The organism is Arthrobacter sp. UNCCL28, from assembly GCF_900102805.1.
Classification (GTDB): domain Bacteria; phylum Actinomycetota; class Actinomycetes; order Actinomycetales; family Micrococcaceae; genus Arthrobacter; species Arthrobacter nicotinovorans_A.
This window is the reverse complement of record NZ_FMWE01000005.1, coordinates 83,544-107,099: the sequence shown is the minus strand read 5'-3', so window position 1 is coordinate 107,099 and position 23,556 is coordinate 83,544. Positions and strand designations below refer to the sequence as shown.

The window sequence follows — 23,556 nt, the reverse complement described above, 5'->3', positions numbered from 1 at the left end:
CATGACGTTGCGGTTCTGGAAAGGCATTCGGGAACGGCATGGAGGCAGGGCCTCAACAGGCGTGGATTTTTGTCAGGTGAAACTCGGGCAGTGCCGTGAGGCAAAGGCCGGTCTACTCAAAAATCAGTGTTCCCATGCCTCATACCCTAACCAAGAACCGGGAAGTTTGGGAACCCCTTGGCTAGCATGGCCTTCATGAACCGGGGATCCGACGTTGCCGCCACCCTTCGCGCTGCGGGGTGCGTTTTCGCAGAAGACGAAGCTAAGGTGCTCCTCGAGGCCGCCAACCATCCTGACGAGCTCAACCGCCTGGTGGAACAACGGGTCAAGGGGCAGCCCTTGGAGCACATCGTTGGTTGGGCGGATTTCTGCGGGACGCGCATGGCGGTCCGGCCTGGTGTGTTCGTGCCACGGCGCCGCACGGAGTTCCTGGTGCGCAAGGCGGCCATGCTCGCCAAGCCGGGTGCCGTCGTCGTTGATCTTTGCTGTGGTTCCGGAGCGCTGGGTGCGGCAGTGAGCGATCAGTTGGGGAATTGCCGCTTGCATGCGGCGGACATCGATCCCGACGCTGTCCATTGCGCGCGCCTGAACATCGAACCCCGTGGTGGGACCGTCCATCACGGGGACTTGTACGCGGCGCTCCCGGCTGAGCTGCGCGGGACAGTGGACGTTCTGCTCGCAAACGCACCGTACGTTCCCACGGAGTCCATCTCAATGATGCCGGCCGAAGCGCGGCTGCACGAGCCTCGGATAGCGCTCGACGGCGGGACTGACGGTCTGGCGGTCCAACGGCGGGTTGCGCTGGGGGCGGCCGGGTGGCTTGGGCCGGGCGGGTTTCTGGTGATGGAAACCTCGCAGGAGCAGTCGCAGCATACTGCGGGGATCATGGCAGAAGCTGGGTTGCTCCCGGAGGTGGTTTTCGATGAAGGCTTGGACGCCACCTTGGTTCTTGGATCACGCTCGCAGTCGGGTACTAGCGACTGAACAACCCGGGTCGGCCGTTCTCGTGCAATTTGCCTGCCTGAAGCTGCGCACGGATGTCCGTTGGGGTGTCTCGTGGCCGTTACGCTGGGATCATCAGGCAAGAGCCTGAGGTGCCGTTAAAGAACAAAAGACCCGAGTGCAATCGGGTCTTTGTTCAGCGCGGTGCGCTCATTGGTGCGGTCAGAGGGTCATATCCTCAAATCCGAACACTTTGAGTGTATGGCCCTACGCACGTGGGGCGCAACGTTGTTGTGCTCATAGACACGTGTAGCCCGTGCCCTGTTCCTCCGGGAGGAGGTGCCGGCATGGAATCCAAACGGAAACGTGAAGAACCATGGGGCGCCTGGAATCTGGCGGTGAACATCATCCGACTAGTCGTTGATGTCGTCCGCCTGTTCTGGCACAACATCCCCTAACCGGGAGCGGTGGCCATCGGTGTAGAGCCGGTGGCCGCCGTTAATATGCCATCGACTCATTGCTCTCACGCAACCGCTCGTCAGCCGCACTCGTGGGCACGACGATCTGCGCGGCTCCTCCAAACCGTCAGCTTTTAGGCCCGAATCAGCCCCGTTACGTGGGTGTAGCTAAACAATTTGGTAACAACGCGCTCCGGAGGGCAAAAACGGCCGGACATCCGCATGATTGCAGGGCAAGAGCGGGTAATGAGATGCAACACACCTAGGCAATTTGCGCCCTCAGAGGGCCCAAAAATCGGATCTCAACTCGGGTTTTCGGCCCAAAACCCGTAAAATTGAAACCCTGCCCAGAGCGGGGCAGCAGAAGTCGCAAGCAAATGACCTCCCTAGGAGAAGCCCAAATGCCCATAGACCAAAGCACGTCCGTCTCTCCGGATGGCGCAAGGAACGCCACCGGAAACCAGGAAACGGCAGCCCCCACGGGCGCCGCAAACGCAGTAAAGAACGCAACGAAGAAAACGAAGCTTCGCCCGAAGCGCCGGCTCAAAGAGTCCGACGTCAACGTGGTGAACAAGCCGATGCTGCGCAAAGCACTCGGCGGCACCATCGTCGGCAACACCATGGAATGGTACGACGTCGGCGTGTTCGGCTACCTCATCACCACCATGGGCCCTGTCTTCCTGCCCGAAGCAGACAAGTCCGTCCAGACACTCTTCCTTCTGGGCACCTTCGCCGCAACCTTCATCGCACGCCCCCTCGGTGGCATCGTGTTCGGTTGGCTGGGCGACAAGGTGGGACGCCAGAAGGTCCTCGCAGCAACACTGATGCTCATGGCGGCCAGTACCTTCGCCGTCGGCCTCCTTCCCGGCTACGCGCAGATCGGCATCTGGGCCGCCGCACTGCTGGTGATCCTCAAGCTCATCCAGGGCTTCTCCACCGGTGGCGAATACGCCGGTGCCACAACCTTTGTCAGCGAGTACGCCCCGGATAAGCGCCGCGGCTACTTTGCCAGCTTCCTGGATATGGGCAGCTACATCGGCTTTGCCCTTGGTGCCGCCCTGGTTTCGGTCCTGCAGCTCACGCTCGGACAGGCAGCCATGGAGGAATGGGGTTGGAGGATTCCGTTCCTGATCGCCGGTCCGCTGGGCCTGATCGCCGTGTACTTCCGCAGCAAGATCGAGGAATCCCCCCAGTTCCAGGCAACTCTGGACGCCCAGGAAGCTTCCGCCAAGGATGCAGCAGCACAGGACGCTGCCGTTGCCAAGGGACCCATCGGCATTATCAAGGCCTACTGGCGCCAGATTGTGCTGGCCATGATCCTCGCAGCCGCAGCCAACACCGTTGGTTACGCCCTGACGTCGTACATGCCCACGTACCTCACGGACTCCAAGGGCTATGATCCCGTCCACGGCACCCTGCTGACCATCCCGGTCCTGGTGATCATGGCCGTATGCATCCCGCTGACCGGTAAGCTCTCGGACCGTATCGGCCGCCGCCCCGTGCTGTGGGTTGGCGCAGGCAGCACCATCGTCTTCTCGGTTCCGGCCTTCATGCTGATCGGCATTGGCGAAATCTGGTCCACCCTGGCCGGGCTCGCACTGATCGCCTTCCCGGTGACGTTCTACATCGCCAACCTGGCCTCTGCCCTGCCGGCACTGTTCCCGACGTCCAGCCGCTATGGCGGAATGGGCATCGCGTACAACTTCTCGGTGGCGATCTTTGGTGGAACCACGCCGTTCATCGTGCAGGGCCTGATCGAGGGAACCGGCGATGACATGATGCCGGCGTACTACCTGATGGCCACGTCCATTGTGGGCGCAATCGCCATCTACTTCCTGCGCGAATCCGCCCAGCGTCCCCTGCCCGGCTCCATGCCCAGCGTGGACACCCAGGCCGAGGCACGCGAGCTCGTCGAAACGCAGGACACCAACCCGCTCATCAACCTGGACGAGATGCCGTTCGACGGCCAGCCGATCGATGATGCAGTGTTCGGTAAAGGCAACAAGGACCTGACCCCCGCTTAGGAACTCTTTGCCTGCAACTTCTGCATAGCGACGCTTATTGCAAGCGACTCGGTTAGTTCGCGGCGATCCTGCCGCCCAGCGTAGCCACCAACCCCAAGGCGCTCTCCTTGAGGTTGGTGGCTGCGGCCGTTAAAGCCCCAACTGGGCCTTCACTGCTGCGCCGATGATCCGCGCACCTTCCGGGAATCCGCCCGGGTTGGGCCCGGCGAAATTGAGCCGGATGTACGGCCCTTCCGGTTCCGCGGGGAACCACTCCGTGCCCGCGGCAATGAGCACCCCGGCCGCCTCGCAGTCCTTGGTGAGGCGATCGACGTCGAACCCGTCCGGCAACCGCAGCCACAGGTTCAAACCGCCCTTGGGCAGGTGGCTGAGGTGGGCCTGCGGAACATGCTCCCGCAGGCTGGTGACCAGGAGGTCGCGGCGTGACTGCAGTTGATGGCTGAGTCCGCGAAGATGCGTCTGCCACCCTGGCTGGGTGACGACGTCGAGCGCTGCCGCTTGAAGCAGCCCGCTGACGTACATCGATTCGGCGGCCTGTGCACCCATGATGCGTTCGCGGGCCGGCCCCCGGGCGATAACGGCGGCGACGCGGATCGACGGTGAAACGCTCTTGGTCAGCGAGCGGATGTAGACCACGTGGCCGGAATCGTCCCTGGCGGCCAGCGGAACCGACGGGGCCGTGATGCCGAAATCATGAGCCCAGTCGTCCTCCACTAGGAAAGCTCCGTGGCGTTGGACGATGCGCAGGACTTCCTCACCCCGTTCCGTCGACCATTGCGCGCCCGTGGGGTTGGCGAAGTTGGGCTGTGCGTAGAACAACCGGGCGCCCGATTCCTCGAACGCCCGGCCCAGTTCTTCCGGATCCGGGCCTTCAGGACCGGACGGAACAGGAATGACGTTGACGCCGGCCTGGCCCGCCGCCAGCAGCGCACCCCAGTAGCTGGGCGACTCCACCAGCAGCGGTTGGCCGTGGCCCACCAGGCCGCGGAAAATTGAGCTGAGTCCGCTTTGGCTGCCGGGGAGAACCACGACGTCGCTGGGCTGGGGCGGCGTGACGCCCACCGGGGTTGAGGTACTGAGTTCCTGCGCGAACCAGGTCTGGAGTTCGGGAAGTCCTTGGGCCGGGGGCCTGGACAGGGCCGCGTCTCCCCTTGCGGCACGAGTGAGGGCGGCGCGGACGAGTCGTTCCGGAAGGAGTTCACGGTCGGGATAGCCGGAGTGGAAGGCGATAACGTCATTGGCGGCGCTACGCATGGCGGCAGAGTTCAGAGGCCGTGCGGTTTGGGCGGCACGCAATGCCGCTGTCTGCCAGCCGTAATCCGAGGGCCTGGCGGTCCGGTACGCCCTCACGAAGGTTCCAACGCCCGGACGGCTCTCGATCAGCCCTTGCGCTGTGAGGGTCCGCAGCGCTTTTTGGACGGTGACCGGACTGGCCTGGTACTCGGTCACGAGGTGTCGGGTGGACGGCAGCCTGGCTCCCGGAGCAGCCCCGGCGATCCACTCCTTCAATTCCGAGACGATCCGGGAACTGCTATCGTTATTCATGAGTCACAATAGTAGCGCTACTACACTTTTACGGCCAGTGATATCCACCCGGACTTCGACCGGTATCTGGTGGGGCCTCCTCGGCGTCGTCGCTTTCTCCTTCACGGTGCCCCTCACCCGGGTAGCCGTGGCCGGCATGTCGCCACTGTTCATTGGCGCGGGCCGTGCAGTGGTGGCGGCCCTTCTTGCAGCGCTTGCCCTCGGCCTGACCCGGCAGCGGTTCCCCCGGGGCAGGCAATGGATTCGCCTGGCCGTGGTGGCCGGAGGAATCGTGGCAGGGTTCCCGCTGCTGACCACCTTCGCCTTGACCAGTACGTCCGCCAGCCATGGAGCAGTGGTGATCGCGCTGCTGCCGGCAGCCACGGCGACTGTTGCGGTGATCCGGGGGCGGGAACGTCCGCGGCTGCTCTTTTGGGTCCTCACGGCAGTGGGCGTGGTGGCCGCTGTGGTGTTCGCACTGGTGCAGTCCGGTGGTTTCGGTTCGCTGCACTGGGCCGACCTTCTGTTGCTGGGTGCCGTGGTGGCGGCGGCCATTGGCTACGCGGAAGGCGGGTTGCTGGCCAGGGAACTCGGGGCGTGGCAGACCATCTCCTGGGCTTTGGTGGTGGCTTCACCCGTCATGATCCTCCTGACGGCGCTGTCCCTGGGCTCCGGAATGCCTGGCGCTACTCCCCTCCAGTGGTTGTCCTTCGCGTACCTGGGCGTGGTGAGCATGTTCCTGGGCTTCTTTGCCTGGTACCGCGGACTGGCCATCGGACCCATGGCCCAAGTCAGCCAGATCCAGCTCGTCCAACCCGTCATGACCATCGCGTGGGCCGGCCTTCTCCTGGGCGAGCCGATGACGTGGACCACCGTAGTGGGAGGTCTCGCCGTCATCCTCTGCGCCGGCGCCGCTGTACGTGTCAGGCTCAGGAAGTAGAAAGTACCCGCGGCGACCCGGCGAGCGCAGCGGATGTGGAACGGGCGCCGACCTCGTAGACTCGGCGCATGCATGAGGTTGCTTCGGAATCCCCAAGGCCCACAGGGTCCATCCACCATCTTGAAATCTGGGTACCGATCCTTGAACGGGCAAGGGAAGAGTGGGGGTGGCTGCTGGGCGAGCTCGGGTATGTGCCGTTTCAAGAGTGGCCCACCGGGTGCAGCTGGAAGCTCGATGGCACTTACGTGGTGGTGGAACAGACCGATGCCATCACAGGGACAGCGCACAGGCGCACCGACCCTGGGTTGAACCACATTGCCTTCCACGCAGGAACCCGCCAGAACGTGGACAGGATCCGTGCACTCGGCGCCGATGCGGGCTGGTATGAAATGTTCGAGTCCAAATACCCCCACGCCGGAGGACCGGACCACTACGCCGCGTACCTGCTCAACACGGACAGTTACGAGGTAGAGCTGGTGGCGGACTAACGCCTGGCTGATTGCCGTTTACCCGGGCTCGCCGTTTTACCGGGGCTCGCCGTTTTACCGGGCCGTTGACGGGTACATCACCTGCGATGGGCAAAGCACAGTGCGGCTTTGTCCGGGTTGCGTCGGAGGAGGTCCAGCATGTCACAGGTACCGGTCCTGGAACGGGCGAAAGCGACCGCTGGAGAGGTGGGCGCGGCCGGCTATGCCGCAATCCTGTGCCTCCTGGTACTCGGAGCCGCCGGCCTTGTTGGCTTGATGACACACCTGCCGTGGTTGTTCCCGAGCCTGGGACCCACGGTGATGCTGTTTTTCGAGTCGCCGGAACAGAAATCGGCGCGGCCTCTCAATGCCCTGGTGGGTCACGGCGTCGGCCTGTTGGCGGGCGTGGGCTGTTTCTACGCAATGGGCCTCATGAACGCCGCTCCCGCTCCAGTCGGCGGACTCAATCCCCGCTTTGTGATTGCGGGTGCACTCTCCGTGGCCGTCACCACCATGGTGCTGACGGCCATCAAGATGCCCCATCCCCCGGCCGGGGCCACCACCCTGATTGTGAGCCTGGGGATTCTTGCCGCACCAGCCCAACTCCTGAGCATGGCCGGCGCCATAGTGCTGGTCACCCTGCTCGGCTGGGCAATCAACATGGCCTTGGGCACCAAGCCGGCCAAAAAATCCAGCTAGTAGTCAGGCCCTAAGCCCAGCTAGGCGCCGGGCCCGGAATTGATCGGCGGAACCGCAGGACGCCACATCGCCACCCGCGGCCAGCGGGTCAGGCCCAACTCAGCTTCGTGCTCCATCAGGTGGGCCAGCTCCGGGCCCCAACTTCCGGCGTCGAGCACTTCAAAACCCAGCCGGCGGTAATACGGGGCATTCCATGGGACGTCGCGGAACGTGCACAGGGTTTGACGCAGCATTCCGTGCCCCCTGGTCCACACACGCGCCGCATGCAGCAGCTCACGGCCCAATCCCTGGTGGGCATGGTCCGGGTGGACGCTGACCTGCTCCACATGGCCGTTGCCGTCAACAACGTCGGCCAGAAGGTAGGCCACCGGATAGTCGAGTCCGTCCACAAAAACCCAGGCGCGGCCCCCGGCAGCATAAGCGTGCAGTTCCTCGATCGTCAGGGGCTCGTCCTCCGCCACGGAGTCCATGCCGAGCGAGCGGAAAGCCTGGCCCGCGGCACGCTCGATGTCCTGCATCATCAGAAGATCGTCCGCATGCGCGAGCCTGATCATTGCCGGAAATCCGGACTGGGCGGCGGAGTTGCAGCCGACGGTGCCTGCGCAACCAGGAATTCGTTTCGCTTCCCGATCAGGTTCTCCATGTAACGGGCCAGGACCAGCTTCTCCGCCAGCCTGCCCAAGGGGCCGAACGGTGCAGCGAATTCCACCGTGTCCACCATGAGCGTCCCGTCGCCATCCGGCCGGAACTCGTGTGTGTGCCGGAGGTACTTGAAAGGGCCTTTCACCTGTTCGTCAGAGAACGACGACGGTGCCTCCATGCCCGTGATGCGGCTGGTCATACGGAACCGGACTCCGAGGTGCCATGCCTGCCACGTCACCGTTTCGCCTTGGGAGATAAGGCCGCTGGTCACTCCACCGATTGCCTTCTCGCGGCTCTTGGTCATGGACCCCACATGGGCGTCGATGTTGCGGGAGAGATCGAACAGCTCCTGCGGTGACATGGAACTGCGGGTGCGGCATACGAAAGCTACAGGCATATCTCGATCTTCCCAGACGTTGCCCTGTCCGCGCGCCGGAGTCCGCTACGGCTTGTGACCGGGCTAATGGCGGCAGCTGGCAGGATCCTGATAATTTTCAAGGGCAGACCCTAACTGATCGGTGGTGTTTTCCGGTGCCCGCAATCATCACCCATGCCCGCGAACTGCACCGGCTTGGCCCTGCCAACAATGATCGCCTCTCCGCAGTCCGGGTTGCGCTCAGCGTCGCCGTGCCAGGGTTGTTCCTCATCCTCATCGGCCGCCCGGACCTCATGATGTACGCCGTGTTCGGCGCGCTGACCGGCATGTACGGGCGCAACGAGACGCACCAGCTCAGGCTCAAGCATCAAGCACAGGCGGCCCTGTTGCTGGTGGGCGGGCTGGGCATCGGCGTCGTCCTTTCGGTCAACCACATTCACTCCTGGTGGCTTGTCCTGATAGCTACGGTGTTCGCAGGTGCCGGCTCGCTTTACGCCGATGCTGTCCGGCTCAAGCCCATTGGCCCGTTCTTCGGGATCCTCGCACTGGGCGCTTGCGCTTCGGTGCCAACCAGCGTGCCACCCACGACGGCGGTACTCATCGGGGCCGCGTCCGCCGCCTTTTCACTCGTAGTCGGCTTTGCCGGTTGGTTCCGGTACCGCAAGTGGGAGTCCGGTGCGGCCCGCGATGTTCCCGTCCTCCGCGGTCCCCGGCGCCAGGCAGCGTTTGTCCAGGCTGCCTTGGTCCACGCCGCGCGCTACTCGCTCGCGGTCAGTGCGGCCGGGACCATCGGAGTGCTGAGCGGAAGCGGGCATCCCCACTGGGCCATGGCTGCCGCAGCCGTTCCCCTTGCCGGCGCCGACCTCCCCAGCCGCGTTCACCGGGGCATCCACCGCATCGTGGGGACGTTCCTCGGGTTGGCGGTGGTCGCCGTCGTACTTTTCCCCAGTCCGCTATCGCCGCTTCAGTACTTCCCCGGTCAAACCGCTGTGGTGCTGGCCGTACTGGTGGTCCTTTGCCAGTTTCCCACCGAGCTTTTCATGGCCCGGCACTATGGGTGGGCCATGGTGTTCTTTACGCCGGTGATACTGCTGATCGCGCAGCTGGCGGCGCCCATGGATCCTGGCGTGCTGGTGATGGAGCGCGCCATCGAGACCTTTGTTGGGGCGGTAGTCGGCATCGCGGTGGCGGTGCTGGTCCGGGCACGACGGGTTCCGCAGTAAGGCCCCTCCCCTTCCAGCAGAGCTACGGCTCAAGCGGTTTGCGGGGTGGGCCGGATGTCAGCTTGGCCGGGAGAACCCGGGCAAAGAAGGTGACCACTTTGTAGCGGCGCGTCGGGATGGAAACGCCCTTGCCGTTGGCGTTGTCCTCGAGCCCCTCGCGCACTACCCGTTCGGCCGTCAGCCAGAGAAAGCGGGGGGCTACCGACTTGTCCATGCCCATGCGGTCGTGGAATTCAGTGTGGGTGAAACCGGGGCATACAGCGGTAACCTGCACCCCGGACTTCGCATACGTGATGTTGGCCCACCTGCTGAAGGTCACCTGCCAGGCCTTGGCCGCCGAATAGGTGCCGCGGTTGGCGAAGGCAGCAACGCTGGCCACGTTGATGATCCTTCCTTTTCCCCGGGCCAACATGACCTCCAACGCTGCGTGGCACAGCTCCATGGGCGTCTGCACATGCAGCCTCAGGTGCCGCCGTTCCTCGTCCAGGTCATTGCGTTCAAAAGACTTCAGAAGACCTATACCTGCGTTGTTGACCAGCACGTCCACGGGCCGGGCGGCATCCCTGAGGCGGTCGGCAACTGCCGAAACCCCGACGCCGGTGGTCAGGTCAGCGGGAAGGACCTCCGCCGAGATACTGAAGTCGCGTTCGAGCTCGGCGGCCTTTTCCTTCAAGCGGTCCTCGTCGCGGGCCACCAGCACCACGTGATGTCCGGCTTCGGCAAGCTGGCGCGCAAATTCAGCACCGAGCCCGGCCGTGGCCCCGGTGATCAGGGCAGTGAGTTCATTGGCTCGTGTCGTCATGCGCCAAGACTAGTAGGGCTGGAGCGAAGAACGCACCGGTTCAGGGATCGGCACGATTTAGGAGTTCGTCCAAAAGGGCGGATTCAGGTGCGGCTGCGTGCGCGGCTTCAGGGGCGGCTGCCCGGGCGGATTGGGGCGCGGCTGCCTGGGCGGATTCGGGCCGGGCTTCATGCGTGGCTGCATGCGCGGCTGCCTGCGCGGCTTCATGCCTGGCTTCATGCCTGGCCGTTTCCGCTTCCTGATCCTTGCGGGTACGTGGCCGGGTCACCACCACAGCAACAACAATGATGCCCAGCATGGCTAAGGCCCACCAGGGAAAGCCGGGATCGATCGCGGTACTGGGTAGGACTTGCTGGCCATCACCGGTGGTCGGGGGCTCTGTGCGTTCGCCCCGCACCAGCAACCTGTGGCTGTTGACCCCCTTGGGCGTGCACGTAATGAGGGTGACGTAGTCCTTCCCCTCGACCTTCCGGAGCGCATCTGTCTCGTCCGGAAGGACCGTCAGGATCTGGTCCACCTTGTAGTACAGGGTTTCGTCCAGGGTCGAAATGCTGAAGACATCGCCTTTGGCCATCTGGTCTACGTGGTCAAAGAGGGTGGCGTTGACAAAGCCGGAGTGCCCCGTCAGGACACTGTGGGTGCCTTCGCCGCCTACGGGAAGCGCCGAGCCAAACAGGTGCCCGACCCCTTTGGAGAGCGCGTCCTCGTCGGTGCCGTGAAAAATCGGCAGGTCCGCATGGATGGAGGGAATGCTGATCCGGCCCATCATGCCGCCCGGCCCCACTGCGAGCATCTTCTTGTAGGCCTCGGACCCGGCACCGATGACAGTCTGCTCCCCCTTTTCATTGAGGGAGTAGGGATCGCGGAGGGGCCCTGCCGGGAGGCGGTCGTTGAAGGTGCGGGCCTCGTCCAGGAGCGCCTGTTGCTGCGAGGGATTGAGGTTCTCCACCGAGTCCACGTAGCCGCTGATTTCCGTGGCATGGACCCGGTCAGAGAACCAGGCGGCAGCGGTCGGATACAGGAGCACCCCCACACCGATCACAGCAGCAAGGACTATGAACAGCCGCTGTTTGCTCCAATGGTGGGGAAGGTTGCGGATACGGGCTGGGAGTTGTGGCATCTGAATCCTGGGCAGATAACGGTACATGCAGGAACCAAAGTGGGGGAAAACGCAGTTCATGCGTCTTCCCCCACCCTGTTGTTACCAGGAGCACGGCTTTGGCCGGCCCCAGGTGTTAGCTGTTGGTTGTCCTGCGTGTGCGGACGAACAGCAGGCTGGCACCGGCGACCAGGAGGAGGCCGGCTCCGTACAGCAGACCGGTTCCAACGCCACCGGTCAGCGGCAGCTCGAAGCCGCCGTTGGACGGTACGTTCTTGACCTCGAGGTCGATGCCCACAGCAGTGGTTGCTGCATCCACCAGGAAGGAGACCGGCTCTGCCAACAGCTCGTAGCCGGAGGGAGCGGTGGTTTCCACGAGGTAGTACGTGCGGTAGTCAGCCGAGCCGGGAGCAACAGCTGCGCCGTTGGCCCAACCCGAGTAACGCAGGCCGGAAATGGTCAGCGTGCCATCAGCAGCAACGGTGAAGGTGCTCGTGCCGTTGAGGGTGATGGGGTTGGTTCCGGCCAGGGCGTCAGCCTCGGTGGCGTACACCGAGAAGGAAGCACCAGCCAGTGCAGCACCGGTCTCGTTGACCTTCTGGAGGGTGATCTCGCCCCACTTGGTGACTACGGGAGGGGTGACGATCGGGCCGCCGGGCTGGCCCGGAGCGGTGGTGAAGCTGCCCAGGTTCGGGTAGATCAAGGCTTCGTTTTCGATCTCGCCAATGGTGTTGACGGTGGTGTTCACAACCAGCTGGACGCGGGTGTCGTTGTGTGCTGCAAGCACTGCCAGGCCGGCCGGCGTGAAGACTGCCGAAACAGTGTTCGTGGCGGCATCGAAGTTCACCGTGTAGTCGGTGCCCTTGGTGATGACCGTGCCATCAACCAGCGTTGCCGTGGCATCGACGTAGCTCAGCTTGGTATCGAGCTGATCAACAATCTTGTAGCCGTCGATGACTGCGTCGTTGGGGATGTCACCGGTGATCGTGTAGTCGATCTGGTCGCCCAGCTTGATGTCAGGAGCATCGGTGACAGTCTTCTCTGCACCCGTGACGGAGTTCTTGGGGTACACGTGGACGTCGTAAAGCCAGTTGTCCTTGTTGTCCGGGTCCGTCAACGGAACGGAAACCAGGAACGGTGCCGAAGGCGTGACGCCGGACGGGTACGCCGTTTCCGAGACCAGGTACAGGCCAACAGGGAGGTTTCCGAAAGCAGCAGTGCCGGCAGCGTCGGTGGTGTCCGTCTGCGCGGATCCAAGCGTGAAGCCTGCCCCGGAAATGGAACCTGCCGGGTCGCTTGCCGAGAAGACGCTGCTCAGGTTGTGTGCAGCTTCCCATCCGGCGTTGCTGGACAGGTCGATGGTGTTGACCTGCTGGATGGTGAATTCGATGCCTGCCAGCGGGTTGAGGCCGGTGGTATCAACCACGGTGCCGTTGTTGGGCAAGCCGGTGGGGGTGTCCGGACGTTCAAACTTGTGAACGGTGATGGACCCCGTCTGGTCACCGTCAACAAGGGGAGCGGCCGATGCCGGAGCCATGGAGAACGACATTGCCAGCACCGCCCCCGTAATGGTGGCGGCGGCGGTCTTCAAAAGCCGCCGTGAGCTGTGATTACTCACTTCTGTCCTCTTTCTTAGTGGTGGTGCGGTGTTCGGAGGTGAACATTTTTGGCATGCGTTTCCCCGGAAGCGGTGTCACGCATGGTGCCTTAGGTGGCCGGTTGGTCTTTCCTGCGGCGGAGGTTTCCGGAAGCCAGGACGGCGGCTGCGAGCAGCGTGGCGGAGCCTGCCAAGGCAAATGGCCAATAGCCGATGCCTCCGGTTTCGGGCATCTGCAGGGCCGGTACGTCGCGCACGCTGACCAGGAAGATCCCGTCACCGTCCTGGTCCGCGCTGGTGACCACACCGGAGCCGCTGCCTTGGCCCAGGGTGACAACGCCATCCGCTGCCACCGTGAACCTGACGGCCTCGGCCAACAGGTTGAAGCCGGCAGGGGCCTTGGTCTCTTCCAGCCAATAGGTGCCCGGCTTGATGCCTTCCACCTGGAACTGGCCTGTCTGTCCCGGGATGGCCGTCACCGTGTAGGCGGCGTTGGTTCCGGGCATGCCCGCAGCGTCAGTCTTGAGCACCCAGGACGAACCGTTCATGGCAACCCAGGAGGAGTCCGAGGACTCGCCCAGCTTCTCAATCAGGAACTTGGCGGTTACGCGATGGGTGGTGATGCATTCCGGCGCAATCGGCGTCACGCCTGTTGCACACCGGGATGGAGGGACGCTGCCACTGCCGGTCACCGTATTGACCAATTCCTCGCTCCAGGCATCAGCCTTGACCACTACTGAGTAGCTCAGCGTTGCGGTGGCGCCCGCCGGGAGGGTGAAGGCCGCCGTCGTCAGGGTGGTTGAACCGTTGGCCGGATTCGCTACGGGAGTGGCCGCTGCCGTGCCGATCTTCAGCGTGGCTGATCCGGCAACGAAGGTTGCCTGGTCCAGGACGTTCGCCAGGTTGTCCGTGAGGACTACCCCGGTGATCTGTCCGCTGCTACTGGTGGCGGTAACGGTGTAGACGATTGTCTGCCCCGGGCTCACCAACGGATTGCTGACGCCGCCAACGGTGGCACCCTTGCTGATGACCCATGCCGGAGGCGCAGTAACCTGCGCCTTGCTGGTGGCCGTTACCGGGACGCCAACGGGAGGGGTTCCCGTAACCTTCGCGGTGTTGGTCAACAGACCAGACGTGACGTCGGCCTGCGTCACCACATAGGTTGCGGTCGCCGTGACTGACTGGCCGGCAAGGAGGGTTCCGGCAACGCCGGGCCAGGTGTAGGACAAGGAGGACATCGTTCCGGTACCGGAGAACTGTGTCTCGGAGATGACCACTCCGGTCAGCGTCACGTTGCCCGTGTTGGTGGCAACGAAGGTGTAGGTTGCCGTCTGGCCTGCCACCAAGGTTGTCTTGTCCACGGACTTGACCAAGGAAATCGCCGGCGCCGGAGCGGGGGCGATGGTAAAGACGTAGTCTTCCACTTCACCCGAGTTCGATGCACCGATCGGCGACTGGATCTGTGTGGCCGTGTAGCCGATGCGGAACCTGGCGTACGTTGTGCCTGCGGTCATGCCGCCGGGAATGGTGGCCCACGTCAGGGTTGCGGAAGTGGCTCCGGCTGCAAAGGTTGCGCAGGCCCGTTCGGCGGGGTTGTCGAAAATCGCGTCCTTGTCGAAGTCGATCCATCCACAGGTTGTGCCTGCTTTGCCGGCTCCGCTGATTGCCACAGTGGTGGAGTAACTCGTTGCGCTCAAGGTCATGGGGGTGAGCACCACCCCGTTGTCCTGATCCAAGGCAGCGGTGGCACTGGCATTCGGGGAAACGGTGCCGTTGGCCACCTGTGCGTTGTCTTCGGTCACAGAGGGTCCCAGAGTGACGTCGGAAAGGACGGCAGATGCGGCGTTGTTTTGGTCGTAGCTCGTGGGGGCGTCGCCAAAGTCCTGGGGCACGGTAAGAGTCATCACGTAGTTGTCTTCGCTGTGCAGCGATGATTGGGGGTCGTTGTCCGAGTACCCCGGGAGGGCCGATGTGGTCCTGGTGAAGACGGCGGAGACATTGAAGGTCAGGGTGGACACGAGGCCGTTGATCCGGACGGATCCACAGGCAGCGGTCGCTCCCGCATCCGGCGGTTGCGGCGTTGAGGATTGGACCACGGTGTTGCACCGCGCGGATGTGCTGTCGTTCACGGCAGTGATCGTGTTACCTGACACTGAAAGGTTTCCGCCTGACAGCTTGGTCATGGTCAGGCCGGTGGTTGCGAGCCCAAGCACGGCGTGCAGTTGGGAGATACGGTCAATGCTGCCGTTGAGCCCCTCATCCCAGGCGGAGTTGCCGCCCAACCCTGCGAGGTTCAGCACGGGGTTCCGGACTGGCTGGCTGAAGTTGATGGTGATGCTGCCTAGTCCGGAGCACGGACCAGTGGTTGCGCAGCTGTTGACAGCATCGGTGGAGAATTCCACGGTCGGCAGGGTCCCAACGAGCCCTTGGTTGTAGTCGCTGGGCACGAACCCTCGACTGCCCAGGGTCGATCCACCAAAGACGTCAGTCAGTCCGGATGCGGAATAGGTCGTAGTAAGCCCGGATCCGGGCATGGTGGTTGTGGCAATGCCATTGGAAATGACGGGGGCCGCGGTGGGCACCTGATATGCCTGGGCCGCCGTCCCGGGGCCAAAGACCCCGAATGACAGCGTCCCAAGTAACACCATGAGCACGGCGAAGAATGCCATTGCTTTCCCAAGGGGAGACTTCAAGGGAGATTCCTTCCAGAACTCGGAGTCATCCACGTCACTGGCAGCCCCCGTTTATTGATCGAACGCCGACGAATGACACAGCTGAATGTGTGTGCAAATCGTGTGCCGCTGCCTTCAGGCAGGCGGCTTCGATCGTCAAGTACCGCAAGGCCGAAAAACGTGTCACAGTTTCTGGAATTTTTTGAGAGTCGACTTCCGGAAGCTCAAAAAGTGCTGCCTGGAGTCCCCCATATGGCCGGCGGAAAGCGTTAGGATGGCCTGATTGAAACGATGCAAAGGATGGCTATGGTCAACGACGCCCCCTCCCCGCAGGACGCACTTCTCCTCAACAACAACGGCGCCTGGTGCTGGTTCCAGGACGAACGCGCACTGATCGACCCCGCCAACAACACCCTGTTGCTTGGTTCAGTGGCCTCGCCGGACGGCCCCGGGGGTGCGCGGAGGGGCGGAAACATCGAAATTGCGGTGCTCGACCTTGCTACCGGGCAAAGCCGGGTCCACGTGCTCCATGAACAGCTGGAGGCCGATGACCATAATGCCCCTGCGCTCCTGATCCGGCCGGATGGGCGCTATGTGGCGATGTATGCCAAACACAAAACGGACAACTACTCGCGCTGGCGGGTTTCGGTCCGGCCCCACGACGCTTCAGAGTGGGAGCCGGAGCAGCAGTTCGACTGGACAGAACTGGCGCAGGGCCGTGGTGCCACATATTCCAACCTGCATTTCCTGAGCTTGGAGGGCAGGGTTTACAACTTTGTCCGCGCCATTAACGACGACCCCACCATAATGGTTTCCGAGGACAACGGCCGCACGTGGAGTTACGGCGGCAAGCTCTTCACACGGCCCAAGATCGGGTACGTCAACGGATACACCCGCTATGCCGGGAACAATGCGGACAGGATCGACCTCATCACCACGGACCACCATCCGCGCGATTTCAACAACAGCATTTATCACGGCTATCTCCAGAACGACGCCCTTCACGACGCTTCGGGAACTGTGGTCAGCAAACCGGTGATCGGATCCGAAGGCATCAACCAGACGGCATTGACCACCGTTTTCGAGGCCGGAACAACGCTCGACGGCGATGTCCTCACCCACGGTTGGACTACTGACCTGCGCCGCCAAGGCAAGGAGCTGGCTGCAATCGTCACTTGCCGGGCCAACGACGTCAACGGGCCGCTGCAGCGGGAGCAAATGCTCGACGTCGACGATCACCGCCTGCTGTACGCCCGCTTTGACGGGGCGCGCTGGAAGCTGCACCCCCTCGCCGTCGCCGGTCCCGGCCTGCTGCCGCACGAGCAGGACTACACAGGTCTGGGTGCTGTGGATCCCAATGACCTGAACCGCGTCTACATCTCCACACCCATGGATCCGCGGACGGGTGAAACCACAGAGCACTATGAAATCTATCGGGGCGTCACGGCGGATTCAGGTGCCAGTTGGACATGGGAAGCCATCACTGAGGGATCCGCGGTGGACAATCTCCGCCCCATGGTGGTCCCGGGCGATGAGTCCGTACACGCCGTGTGCTGGTTCCGTGGGTCCATGAAGTCGTCCCAGAGTTACTCCACGGAGATCGTGGCGCTCACTTCATCGCCGAGGGGTTAGCTCTCGACCCTCTCAACCTCCTGAAAGTGCCGAGAGCTGACCCCTCGCGGGGATTCCTAGGCGAACTTGGCCAAGGGGTTGGCCAAGCGTCCGGCCATCTGGAGCCCGCCGGAGGGGTCCGAAATGTCCAGCATCTGCTGGTTGTTCCTCAGCTGGAGGCGGTTGAGGCAGGAGAGCTCGAAGTCCGGCGCAAAAAGATCATGCATGGCGAACTGGTCCGCAAGTTCCGGGTGGCGCTGCTGGTATTCGCGCACTACGGCGGCGGCAGTGCCCCAGAAATCGTCCTCGCGCAGCGTCCCGTCCTCCACAAGGATCCCGCTCAGGAACCGGAAGATGCAGTCGAACACGTCGGTGAAAATGGCCAGGACCATTTCCTCGGCAGGGATCTCGGCCTTGATGCGGGAGACTTCCTCGGGAAGTTCCAGCCGGTCCCCCATCACCACGATTTCCTCGGCGATGTCCTTCATGATCGCCTGGACGGGGACGCCGTCTTCGAGGATCAGGATGACGTTTTCGCCGTGCGGCATGAACGCGAGCTCGTACTCGTAGAGGCAATGGACAAGGGGCACGAGGTAGGCCTCAAAGTAGCGGCGAAGCCACTCGGTGGGAGCAAGTCCGGAGCGCTGAATGAGCGCAGACACCACGGAGTTTCCGGCAACATCCACGTGCAGCAACGACGCCATGGTAGCCAGCTGCTGCCCGTCTTTGAGCAACGGCAGCGGACTTTCCCTCCACAGGGCTGAGAGCATCTTCCGGTAGGGCGAACCCTTGGCCGAAGCAGCCTCGTAGTAGTGGTTGTGGTACCCGATGGCTGCAGTCTCACGGATCATGGCCAGGCCCCGGTCCTGGAGCTCCTGGTCACTGCCGATCAGTTCCTGCAGCCAGTCATTGATGGCCGGAGTGGCCTTCATGTACTGCGGGGACAGTCCACGCATGAAGCCCATGTTCAACACGGACATAGCCGTCTTGACGTAGGCCTTTTCCGGGTAGTCGGTGTTGAAGAACGTCCGGATGGACTGCTGTGCCTGGTACGCGTCTTCGCCCGTGCCAAGGTTCACGATGTGGCGCTGGGCGATTTCTGCCGCGAACGTCACCGTAAGCTTGTTGTCCCACTGCCAGGGGTGCACAGGCATGAGGAGGTAGTCCTCGGGGTCCAGGCCGGAGGCTGACAATTCGGCGTTGTACCAGGCGAGGGTTGCCGGACCCAGTTCGGCCTCGAAGTGCGTCCGGTAATCCAGCCCTGCGCTGGAGGTGAATACGGCCTTGCTGCGGTGCACGGCGATCCACTGCAGCTTCACGGTTGCCCCGGTTTCCGGTGCAAACGCGTGGTAATCCGCGATCCCGAATCCCAGCCGGCCGTTGTTGGCCACGAAGCACGGATGGCCCTCTGTCATGCTGTGCTCGATGGCCTGGAAGTCCGCGGCCCGGTCAGCACCACCGGTGACACCGGCAGCCAATTCTGCCGAGCCGAAGGGCTTGCCCTGCTTGTAGGCGTGGCTGGCCAGCGTGCTGCTGATTTCCTCGAGGTACACGGGCAGCATTTCCTGGCGGATGGCCAGGGCCTCATGGAATTCGGCAACGAAGTCCAGTGCATCCACCGGAAGCTCTACGCCGTCCCGCAACCGAACGATGGATTCCGCGGGGACTGACCAGTGCTCGAGTTCCAGGACCCGTGCGCGAAAACGGTATTCCGTTGCGTCGTCATCGCTGACTACCTTGTACAGCCCGCCGCCGGCGCCCTCCTGCCGGATCAGCTCAGGGACCAGGATGCGCTCGTGCGAGAACTCCGCGATCGCCTTGCGGACCAGGTGCCGGTTGGCGATGGCCCAGCGCTCCGGGGTCAGGTGGGACACAGGCGCGGCTGCCTGGTTCAGGGTCTCTTCGGTGGTGCCGGCGGTGGTGGTCACAGGGATTCTCCTCTGGTCGCCGCGGCGGGCGCGGCCAGAATCGGGGTCAGGGCAGCAAGGAAATCCTCGCGGGTGCAGAAGCTCAGGAGCCCCTGCTTATGGTCTTCGGCAGGATCGACGGCGGGAAGCGTCACCACGCCGTGTGGGCGGAAGCCCACCTTTTCGTTCAGGACGTGGATCTTGTGGTTCCGGGCGTCAGGCTCGACGACGACCCGCTGGGTTGCGGGGTCGGCGAACAGCTCCGCCATAACGGACTGCATGACGGCAGTGGTGAAACCGGGCCGGGGTTCGCCACTGGGCGGTGACACCAGCAGATGCATTCCCACGTCACCGGGCTGGACCTCGTAAACGTCCGCCAATGGCGAGGAGCCGGGCCGGTACCGCTCCATCAGGAAGGCGGGAACGCCGTCGTCGAGCCCCAGGAACGCTTGGTGATGAGCGGACCCGGCAATCCTTGAGTACTCCTCCACAACGTCCTGCTCACTGGCCGAGACCATGCCCCAGAATCGTGCGTATTCTTGGCTGACCCAGCTGTGGAGGACAGGTGCGTCAGCTACCGGGTCAACGGGGCGGAATGTGAAGTTCATACGGAGACCCCGGCGGTTTCGGGCAGGCCGGCAGGTTCTGCGGGAGTCACCGGAGGCGGCGCCCCAAACTGCTGGAACGCGATGCTGCGCTCGATCGGATAGACCTCGCGGCCGGTGATTTCACGCAGGATGCACGAGTTGCGGTAGGCCGCCATGCCGAGGTCCGGAGTGACGAAGCCGTGGGTGTGCAACTCGGCGTTCTGGACGAAGATTTCGCCGGGTACGACGCCGGTCCCGTAGTTGCGCTCGACGTCGAAGCGACCCTTGGCGTCACGGCGGATCCGGTCCTGGATGCCGGACAGGAAGGCAGGCTCCTTGTAGGTGTAACCGGTAGCGAGGACCACGGCCTCGGACTCAAGGCTGTAATCGCGGCCGTGTTCTTCGTGGCGCAACTGAAGAGTGTGGGTTCCCGTAGCCGGGTCCCACTCTGCTGCGGTCAGCGAGGAGTGTGTGTGCAACTGGGTGTCCACCATGCCGGAGAGGCTCTTGGTGTAGAGGAGGTCATAGATGTCATCGATCAGGTCCGAGTTGATGCCCTTGTACAGGTTCTTCTGGCTCTTGATCAGCGAATCGCGTTGCTCGCCAGGGAGTGAGTGGAAGTAGTCCACGTACTCCGGCGACGTCATCTCAAGGGTGAGCTTGGTGTACTCCAGCGGGAAGAAACGGCCGGAACGGGTGACCCAGTTGAGCTGGTAGCCGTACACGTCAATTTCCTGAAGCAACTCGTAGTACAGCTCGGCCGCACTCTGTCCGCTGCCCACGATCGTGATGCTCCGCTTGGACTGCAGCTCACTCTTCCTCGACAGGTAGTCGGCGTTGTGGAGGACAAGTCCGCCGGCTTCCACTATTCCTGCGCAGGAATCCGGGACGTACGGCGAGGTGCCGGTACCAAGGACCAGTTTCCGGGCGCGAAGCACCTCAGCGCCGCCCGGGCCCTGCACCGAAAGCCGGTACACGCCGTCGTCGTACGTTACATCCAGCACATCCGTGCTAAAACGAACGGATTCAAGCTGTCCCGCCACCCACTGGCAGTACTGGTTGTACTCGGCGCGCAGCGGGTAGAAGTTCTCGCGGATATAGAAGCGGTACAGGCGGCCGGTCTGCTTGAGGAAGTTCAGGAAGGAGAACGGCGACGTCGGATCGGCGAGCGTCACGAGGTCCGCCATGAACGGGACCTGCAGGTGCGCCGGTTCAAGCATCATGCCGGGGTGCCAGTCGAAGGACTCGCGACGATCCAGGAACACGCAGTCCAGGTCCCCGACCGGCTCACTCAAGGCAGCCAGGCCCAGGTTGAACGGACCGACGCCGATTCCCGCGACATCGTAGATGGTCTCTTGGGTGCTCACGCTGCGGCCTCCATGGTGTTCGCCAGCAGGGCGTTGCCCGTTCGGCGGATAAGTTCGATGATTTCCTGGATGTCCCCCAGGCTTGCCTCGGCGTTCAGGAGGGTGAATTTCAGGTAGTGCCGGCCAGCGACCTTGGTGCCGGCCACGACGGCCTCGCCCGAAGCGAAGATCGCAGCACGAATGGCCGGGTTGAGGGTGTCTGCAGTGTCCTCGTCGAGCGGGGCACCGTTCACGGCGGGGCGGTAGCGGAACACCAAAGTGCTGAGTTGCGGTGCGGCGACCAGTTCGAATTCCGCGTCATCGGCCAGCAGCGTTCCCACCCGGGCGGTGAGGTCGATTGCCTCATCGAACAGCGCACCGATGGCGTCGGCGCCCATGATGCGGAGGGTCAGCCACAGCTTCAGGGCATCGAAGCGGCGGGTGGTCTGGATGCTCTTGTCCACTTGGTTGGGAATCTCGGCCTTGGCCGCGCTTTCCGGGTTCAAGTAGTCGGCGTAGTAGGTGACGTGACCCATCATGGAGCCGTTGCGGACCAGGATTGCGCTGGAACTGACAGGCTGGAAGAAGGTCTTGTGGAAGTCGACAGTGACGGAATCGGCGAGGTGGATTCCGTCCAGGAGGTGGCGGTGGCGGCCGGACACAATCAGCCCTCCACCGTAGGCGCCATCCACGTGCAACCAGGAATCGTAGGCGTGGACCAAGGCGGCCATTTCGGACAGCGGGTCAACCGAACCGAAGTCCGTGGTTCCGGCAGTGGCTACGACCGCCATCGGGACCAGCCCGGCGTCGTGCGCTTCCGCCAAAGCAGCCGCGAGGGCGGTGGGATCCATGCGGTGGTCGTCGGTGGTGGGTACGGCGATGACTGCGTCGAAGCCCAGCCCCAGCATGGATGCTGACTTCTGGATGCTGAAGTGGCTGTCCACGGAGGTGAAGATCCGGAGCCTGTCCAGCAGCAGCGGCAGGCGGGCGTCCCCATTGGCTGCCCGCAGCTTGGCGACGGCATGATTGCGGGCGATCAGCAGCGCCTGGAAGTTGGACTGGCTGCCGCCGGACGTGAACACTCCGTCAGCGTCGTCCGTGAAGCCAATGCGCTCCGCGGTCCAGTCAATGAGGCGGCGCTCGATCATGGTGGCGCCGGCGCTCTGGTCCCACGTATCCATGGAGGAGTTGACGGCAGAGAGGACGGCCTCCCCCACCAATGCGGGTATGACCACAGGGCAATTCAGGTGCGCCGCGTAGCGGGAATCATGGAAGTAGACAGCGTCCTTGAGGTAGAGCTCATCGAGTTCCTCCAACGCTGCCGCAGTATCCGGGAGCGGCTGTTCCAGATCGACGGCGCCAACCTTGGCTTTCAGCTCAGCATGCCCGACGCCGGTGAACGGCCGCGCGGTCCTCTGGACTTTGGTGGAGACAGCGTTGACTCCCTGCAGAACCTGCGCGACGTAGCTGGGCGAATTTCGGGCGTTGAACAGCTGGTTGGTGGCAGCGAGGGCCAGCTCCACTTTGGAGCCAAAATCCTGCTCCTGAGCGATCCGCTCTTCGACACTGGGTGACGTCACGTCAGCTTCCTTCCATTGCGTTGGGGCGCTTGTTAGCAAGGTAAGCCTTACTTAGGTAAGCCTTTCCGTCAAACTTTTGTGACCTATTTCGCTTGGAAGGCGGTTTCTCGTATTTTTATGGTCCGGCAGCGCGTCATTGACTTTTTTTCGAGCCCCGCTGGGTGCAGAATGTGGCACTCTTTAGTGCAAGGACTATCCGCAGTCAACGGTTGGGGGACCTATGAAGGACCACGTCCACGAGCGCATCGGCTTCCGCGAAATCGACGAGCATGGCAATGCCGTGCAGGCCGTCAGCCCCCATGTGCCGGAGCCTGCGGACCGGGAACGCAGGAGAATCCCCATTAACCCGTTCATCATTGCGTTGTGGGTACTGGACGCGGGCCTTTTGTGGGTGGGAGTGTGGGCGGTGAATGAGACCGGAGCTGCGATGTCAGGTCCCACGATGTTCAATATGTCGGCCCAACTGAACTTCATGCTGATGACGTACACCCCGTACGCGTTTCTTGGTGCGCTGCTTCTGACATCTACGCTCCTGTTCTGGCACGCGGTTCAGTGGCAAAAACAGCGGCCGACCAGGTAATGGATACCTGACCGGCCGCTGAGGAATGATGCTTGCTGGAACTGCTTGCCTAGAGGACCGTGGCCCCCAGGACGCACTTGATCTCCGTGGCGGGTTTGGTTACCTCTGCGTTGGCGACCCAGTCAAGGGCCTTGCCCGCTGCAGCGTCCTTGAAGGTTTGCTCCCCGCGGGCGAGGACTGCCGAGGTTTTCGGGTCCACCCAGCTGACGGTGATCTTGACCGTGCCCTTGGTTCCCTCAGGAGGAGTCACGGTCCCCTTCGCCGTCACTTTTCCCTGCGCAGTATCGCAGGAGGTCATCTTGGTGGCCTCGATGATGCCGGTACCGGGGTTGGCAGGTTTTGCCTCACCGGTGGTGGCGGCCTGGGTTGTAGTTGACGACGGCGACGTCCCCGCCTCGTTGCTCGGGGACGACGAACAACCGGCGAGTGCGGCTGCCGAAACAAGCACCCCCGCAATGCACGCAACAGTCTTCTTCATGG

Annotated in this window: 20 protein-coding genes; 8 read left to right on the top strand and 12 right to left on the bottom strand. The window is 63.1% G+C overall.

Features of this window, described 5'->3' with window-relative positions:
• Window positions 1-195: 195 nt before the first annotated feature.
• Together BLQ01_RS14875 and BLQ01_RS14870 are read left to right on the top strand one after the other, a co-directional pair.
• Window positions 196-984 (top strand): putative protein N(5)-glutamine methyltransferase, encoded by a 789-nt coding sequence (locus BLQ01_RS14875; RefSeq protein WP_091552767.1) that lies wholly within the window; start codon window positions 196-198, stop codon window positions 982-984.
• Window positions 985-1,801: 817 nt separating this feature from the next.
• Window positions 1,802-3,424, top strand: coding sequence for an MFS transporter (locus BLQ01_RS14870; RefSeq protein WP_091552593.1), 1,623 nt, complete (start codon window positions 1,802-1,804; stop codon window positions 3,422-3,424).
• A gap of 129 nt (window positions 3,425-3,553) precedes the next feature.
• On the opposite strand, the gene BLQ01_RS14865 is transcribed toward BLQ01_RS14870, so the two are convergent.
• Window positions 3,554-4,969 carry an aminotransferase-like domain-containing protein gene (locus BLQ01_RS14865; RefSeq protein ID WP_091552591.1) on the bottom strand — a complete coding sequence of 472 codons (1,416 nt, stop codon included), beginning with the start codon at window positions 4,967-4,969 and terminating at the stop codon, window positions 3,554-3,556.
• Here BLQ01_RS14865 and BLQ01_RS14860 point away from each other — a divergent pair.
• The 3 genes from BLQ01_RS14860 (at window position 4,968) to BLQ01_RS14850 (ending at window position 7,054) form a co-directional block, all read left to right on the top strand.
• Window positions 4,968-5,888, top strand: a complete 921-nt coding sequence (locus BLQ01_RS14860) for a DMT family transporter (protein ID WP_091552590.1) — start codon at window positions 4,968-4,970, stop codon at window positions 5,886-5,888. The genes BLQ01_RS14865 and BLQ01_RS14860 overlap by 2 nt on opposite strands.
• A gap of 68 nt (window positions 5,889-5,956) precedes the next feature.
• Window positions 5,957-6,376, top strand: a complete 420-nt coding sequence (locus BLQ01_RS14855) for a VOC family protein (protein WP_026541757.1) — start codon at window positions 5,957-5,959, stop codon at window positions 6,374-6,376.
• Between the two features lie 138 nt (window positions 6,377-6,514).
• Window positions 6,515-7,054, top strand: a complete 540-nt coding sequence (locus BLQ01_RS14850; protein WP_091552589.1) for an HPP family protein — start codon at window positions 6,515-6,517, stop codon at window positions 7,052-7,054.
• Between the two features lie 20 nt (window positions 7,055-7,074).
• Here the strand turns inward: BLQ01_RS14850 and BLQ01_RS14845 are convergent, their stop codons facing one another.
• Entirely contained in the window at window positions 7,075-7,575 is a 501-nt protein-coding gene (locus tag BLQ01_RS14845; protein WP_254779471.1) for a GNAT family N-acetyltransferase, read from the bottom strand.
• Window positions 7,576-7,604: 29 nt separating this feature from the next.
• A complete protein-coding gene (locus BLQ01_RS14840) occupies window positions 7,605-8,093 on the bottom strand; it encodes an SRPBCC family protein (RefSeq protein ID WP_091552585.1) in 489 nt (162 codons plus the stop codon).
• 134 nt (window positions 8,094-8,227) lie between these two features.
• On the opposite strand from BLQ01_RS14840, the gene BLQ01_RS14835 reads away from it, so the two are divergent.
• Complete coding sequence (locus BLQ01_RS14835) at window positions 8,228-9,295, top strand: FUSC family protein (protein WP_091552584.1); 1,068 nt, start codon at window positions 8,228-8,230, stop codon at window positions 9,293-9,295.
• A gap of 22 nt (window positions 9,296-9,317) precedes the next feature.
• Here BLQ01_RS14835 and BLQ01_RS14830 read toward each other — a convergent pair whose 3' ends face one another.
• From BLQ01_RS14830 to BLQ01_RS14815, 4 genes are all read right to left on the bottom strand, one after another.
• Window positions 9,318-10,097 carry an SDR family NAD(P)-dependent oxidoreductase gene (locus tag BLQ01_RS14830; protein WP_026541754.1) on the bottom strand — a complete coding sequence of 260 codons (780 nt, stop codon included), beginning with the start codon at window positions 10,095-10,097 and terminating at the stop codon, window positions 9,318-9,320.
• A gap of 40 nt (window positions 10,098-10,137) precedes the next feature.
• The gene (locus BLQ01_RS14825; RefSeq protein ID WP_091552582.1) at window positions 10,138-11,217 is read right to left on the bottom strand and encodes a class C sortase; all 1,080 of its coding nucleotides are present in this window, start codon (window positions 11,215-11,217) and stop codon (window positions 10,138-10,140) included.
• Between the two features lie 115 nt (window positions 11,218-11,332).
• A complete protein-coding gene (locus tag BLQ01_RS14820) occupies window positions 11,333-12,814 on the bottom strand; it encodes a SpaH/EbpB family LPXTG-anchored major pilin (RefSeq protein ID WP_026547374.1) in 1,482 nt (493 codons plus the stop codon).
• Between the two features lie 89 nt (window positions 12,815-12,903).
• Entirely contained in the window at window positions 12,904-15,486 is a 2,583-nt protein-coding gene (locus BLQ01_RS14815) for a DUF7507 domain-containing protein (protein WP_254779470.1), read from the bottom strand.
• A gap of 285 nt (window positions 15,487-15,771) precedes the next feature.
• On the opposite strand from BLQ01_RS14815, the gene BLQ01_RS14810 reads away from it, so the two are divergent.
• Complete coding sequence (locus BLQ01_RS14810) at window positions 15,772-17,097, top strand: BNR-4 repeat-containing protein (protein ID WP_091552580.1); 1,326 nt, start codon at window positions 15,772-15,774, stop codon at window positions 17,095-17,097.
• A 56-nt stretch (window positions 17,098-17,153) separates the two neighbouring features.
• Here BLQ01_RS14810 and BLQ01_RS14805 read toward each other — a convergent pair whose 3' ends face one another.
• From BLQ01_RS14805 to BLQ01_RS14790, 4 genes are read right to left on the bottom strand one after another with little or no spacing between them, the layout of a single operon-like run.
• Window positions 17,154-19,004, bottom strand: coding sequence for an IucA/IucC family protein (locus BLQ01_RS14805; protein WP_302846720.1), 1,851 nt, complete (start codon window positions 19,002-19,004; stop codon window positions 17,154-17,156).
• Entirely contained in the window at window positions 19,001-19,591 is a 591-nt protein-coding gene (locus tag BLQ01_RS14800; protein ID WP_091552579.1) for a GNAT family N-acetyltransferase, read from the bottom strand. Before BLQ01_RS14800 ends, BLQ01_RS14805 begins: the two co-directional genes overlap by 4 nt.
• The gene (locus BLQ01_RS14795; RefSeq protein WP_091552577.1) at window positions 19,588-20,937 is read right to left on the bottom strand and encodes a lysine N(6)-hydroxylase/L-ornithine N(5)-oxygenase family protein; all 1,350 of its coding nucleotides are present in this window, start codon (window positions 20,935-20,937) and stop codon (window positions 19,588-19,590) included. The genes BLQ01_RS14800 and BLQ01_RS14795 overlap by 4 nt, the downstream gene beginning before the upstream one ends.
• Complete coding sequence (locus tag BLQ01_RS14790) at window positions 20,934-22,496, bottom strand: pyridoxal phosphate-dependent decarboxylase family protein (RefSeq protein ID WP_091552575.1); 1,563 nt, start codon at window positions 22,494-22,496, stop codon at window positions 20,934-20,936. The genes BLQ01_RS14795 and BLQ01_RS14790 overlap by 4 nt, the downstream gene beginning before the upstream one ends.
• Window positions 22,497-22,716: 220 nt before the next feature.
• On the opposite strand from BLQ01_RS14790, the gene BLQ01_RS14785 reads away from it, so the two are divergent.
• A complete protein-coding gene (locus BLQ01_RS14785) occupies window positions 22,717-23,076 on the top strand; it encodes a hypothetical protein (RefSeq protein WP_026547368.1) in 360 nt (119 codons plus the stop codon).
• Between the two features lie 49 nt (window positions 23,077-23,125).
• Here BLQ01_RS14785 and BLQ01_RS14780 read toward each other — a convergent pair whose 3' ends face one another.
• Entirely contained in the window at window positions 23,126-23,554 is a 429-nt protein-coding gene (locus tag BLQ01_RS14780) for a hypothetical protein (protein ID WP_026541746.1), read from the bottom strand.
• Window positions 23,555-23,556: the final 2 nt, after the last annotated feature.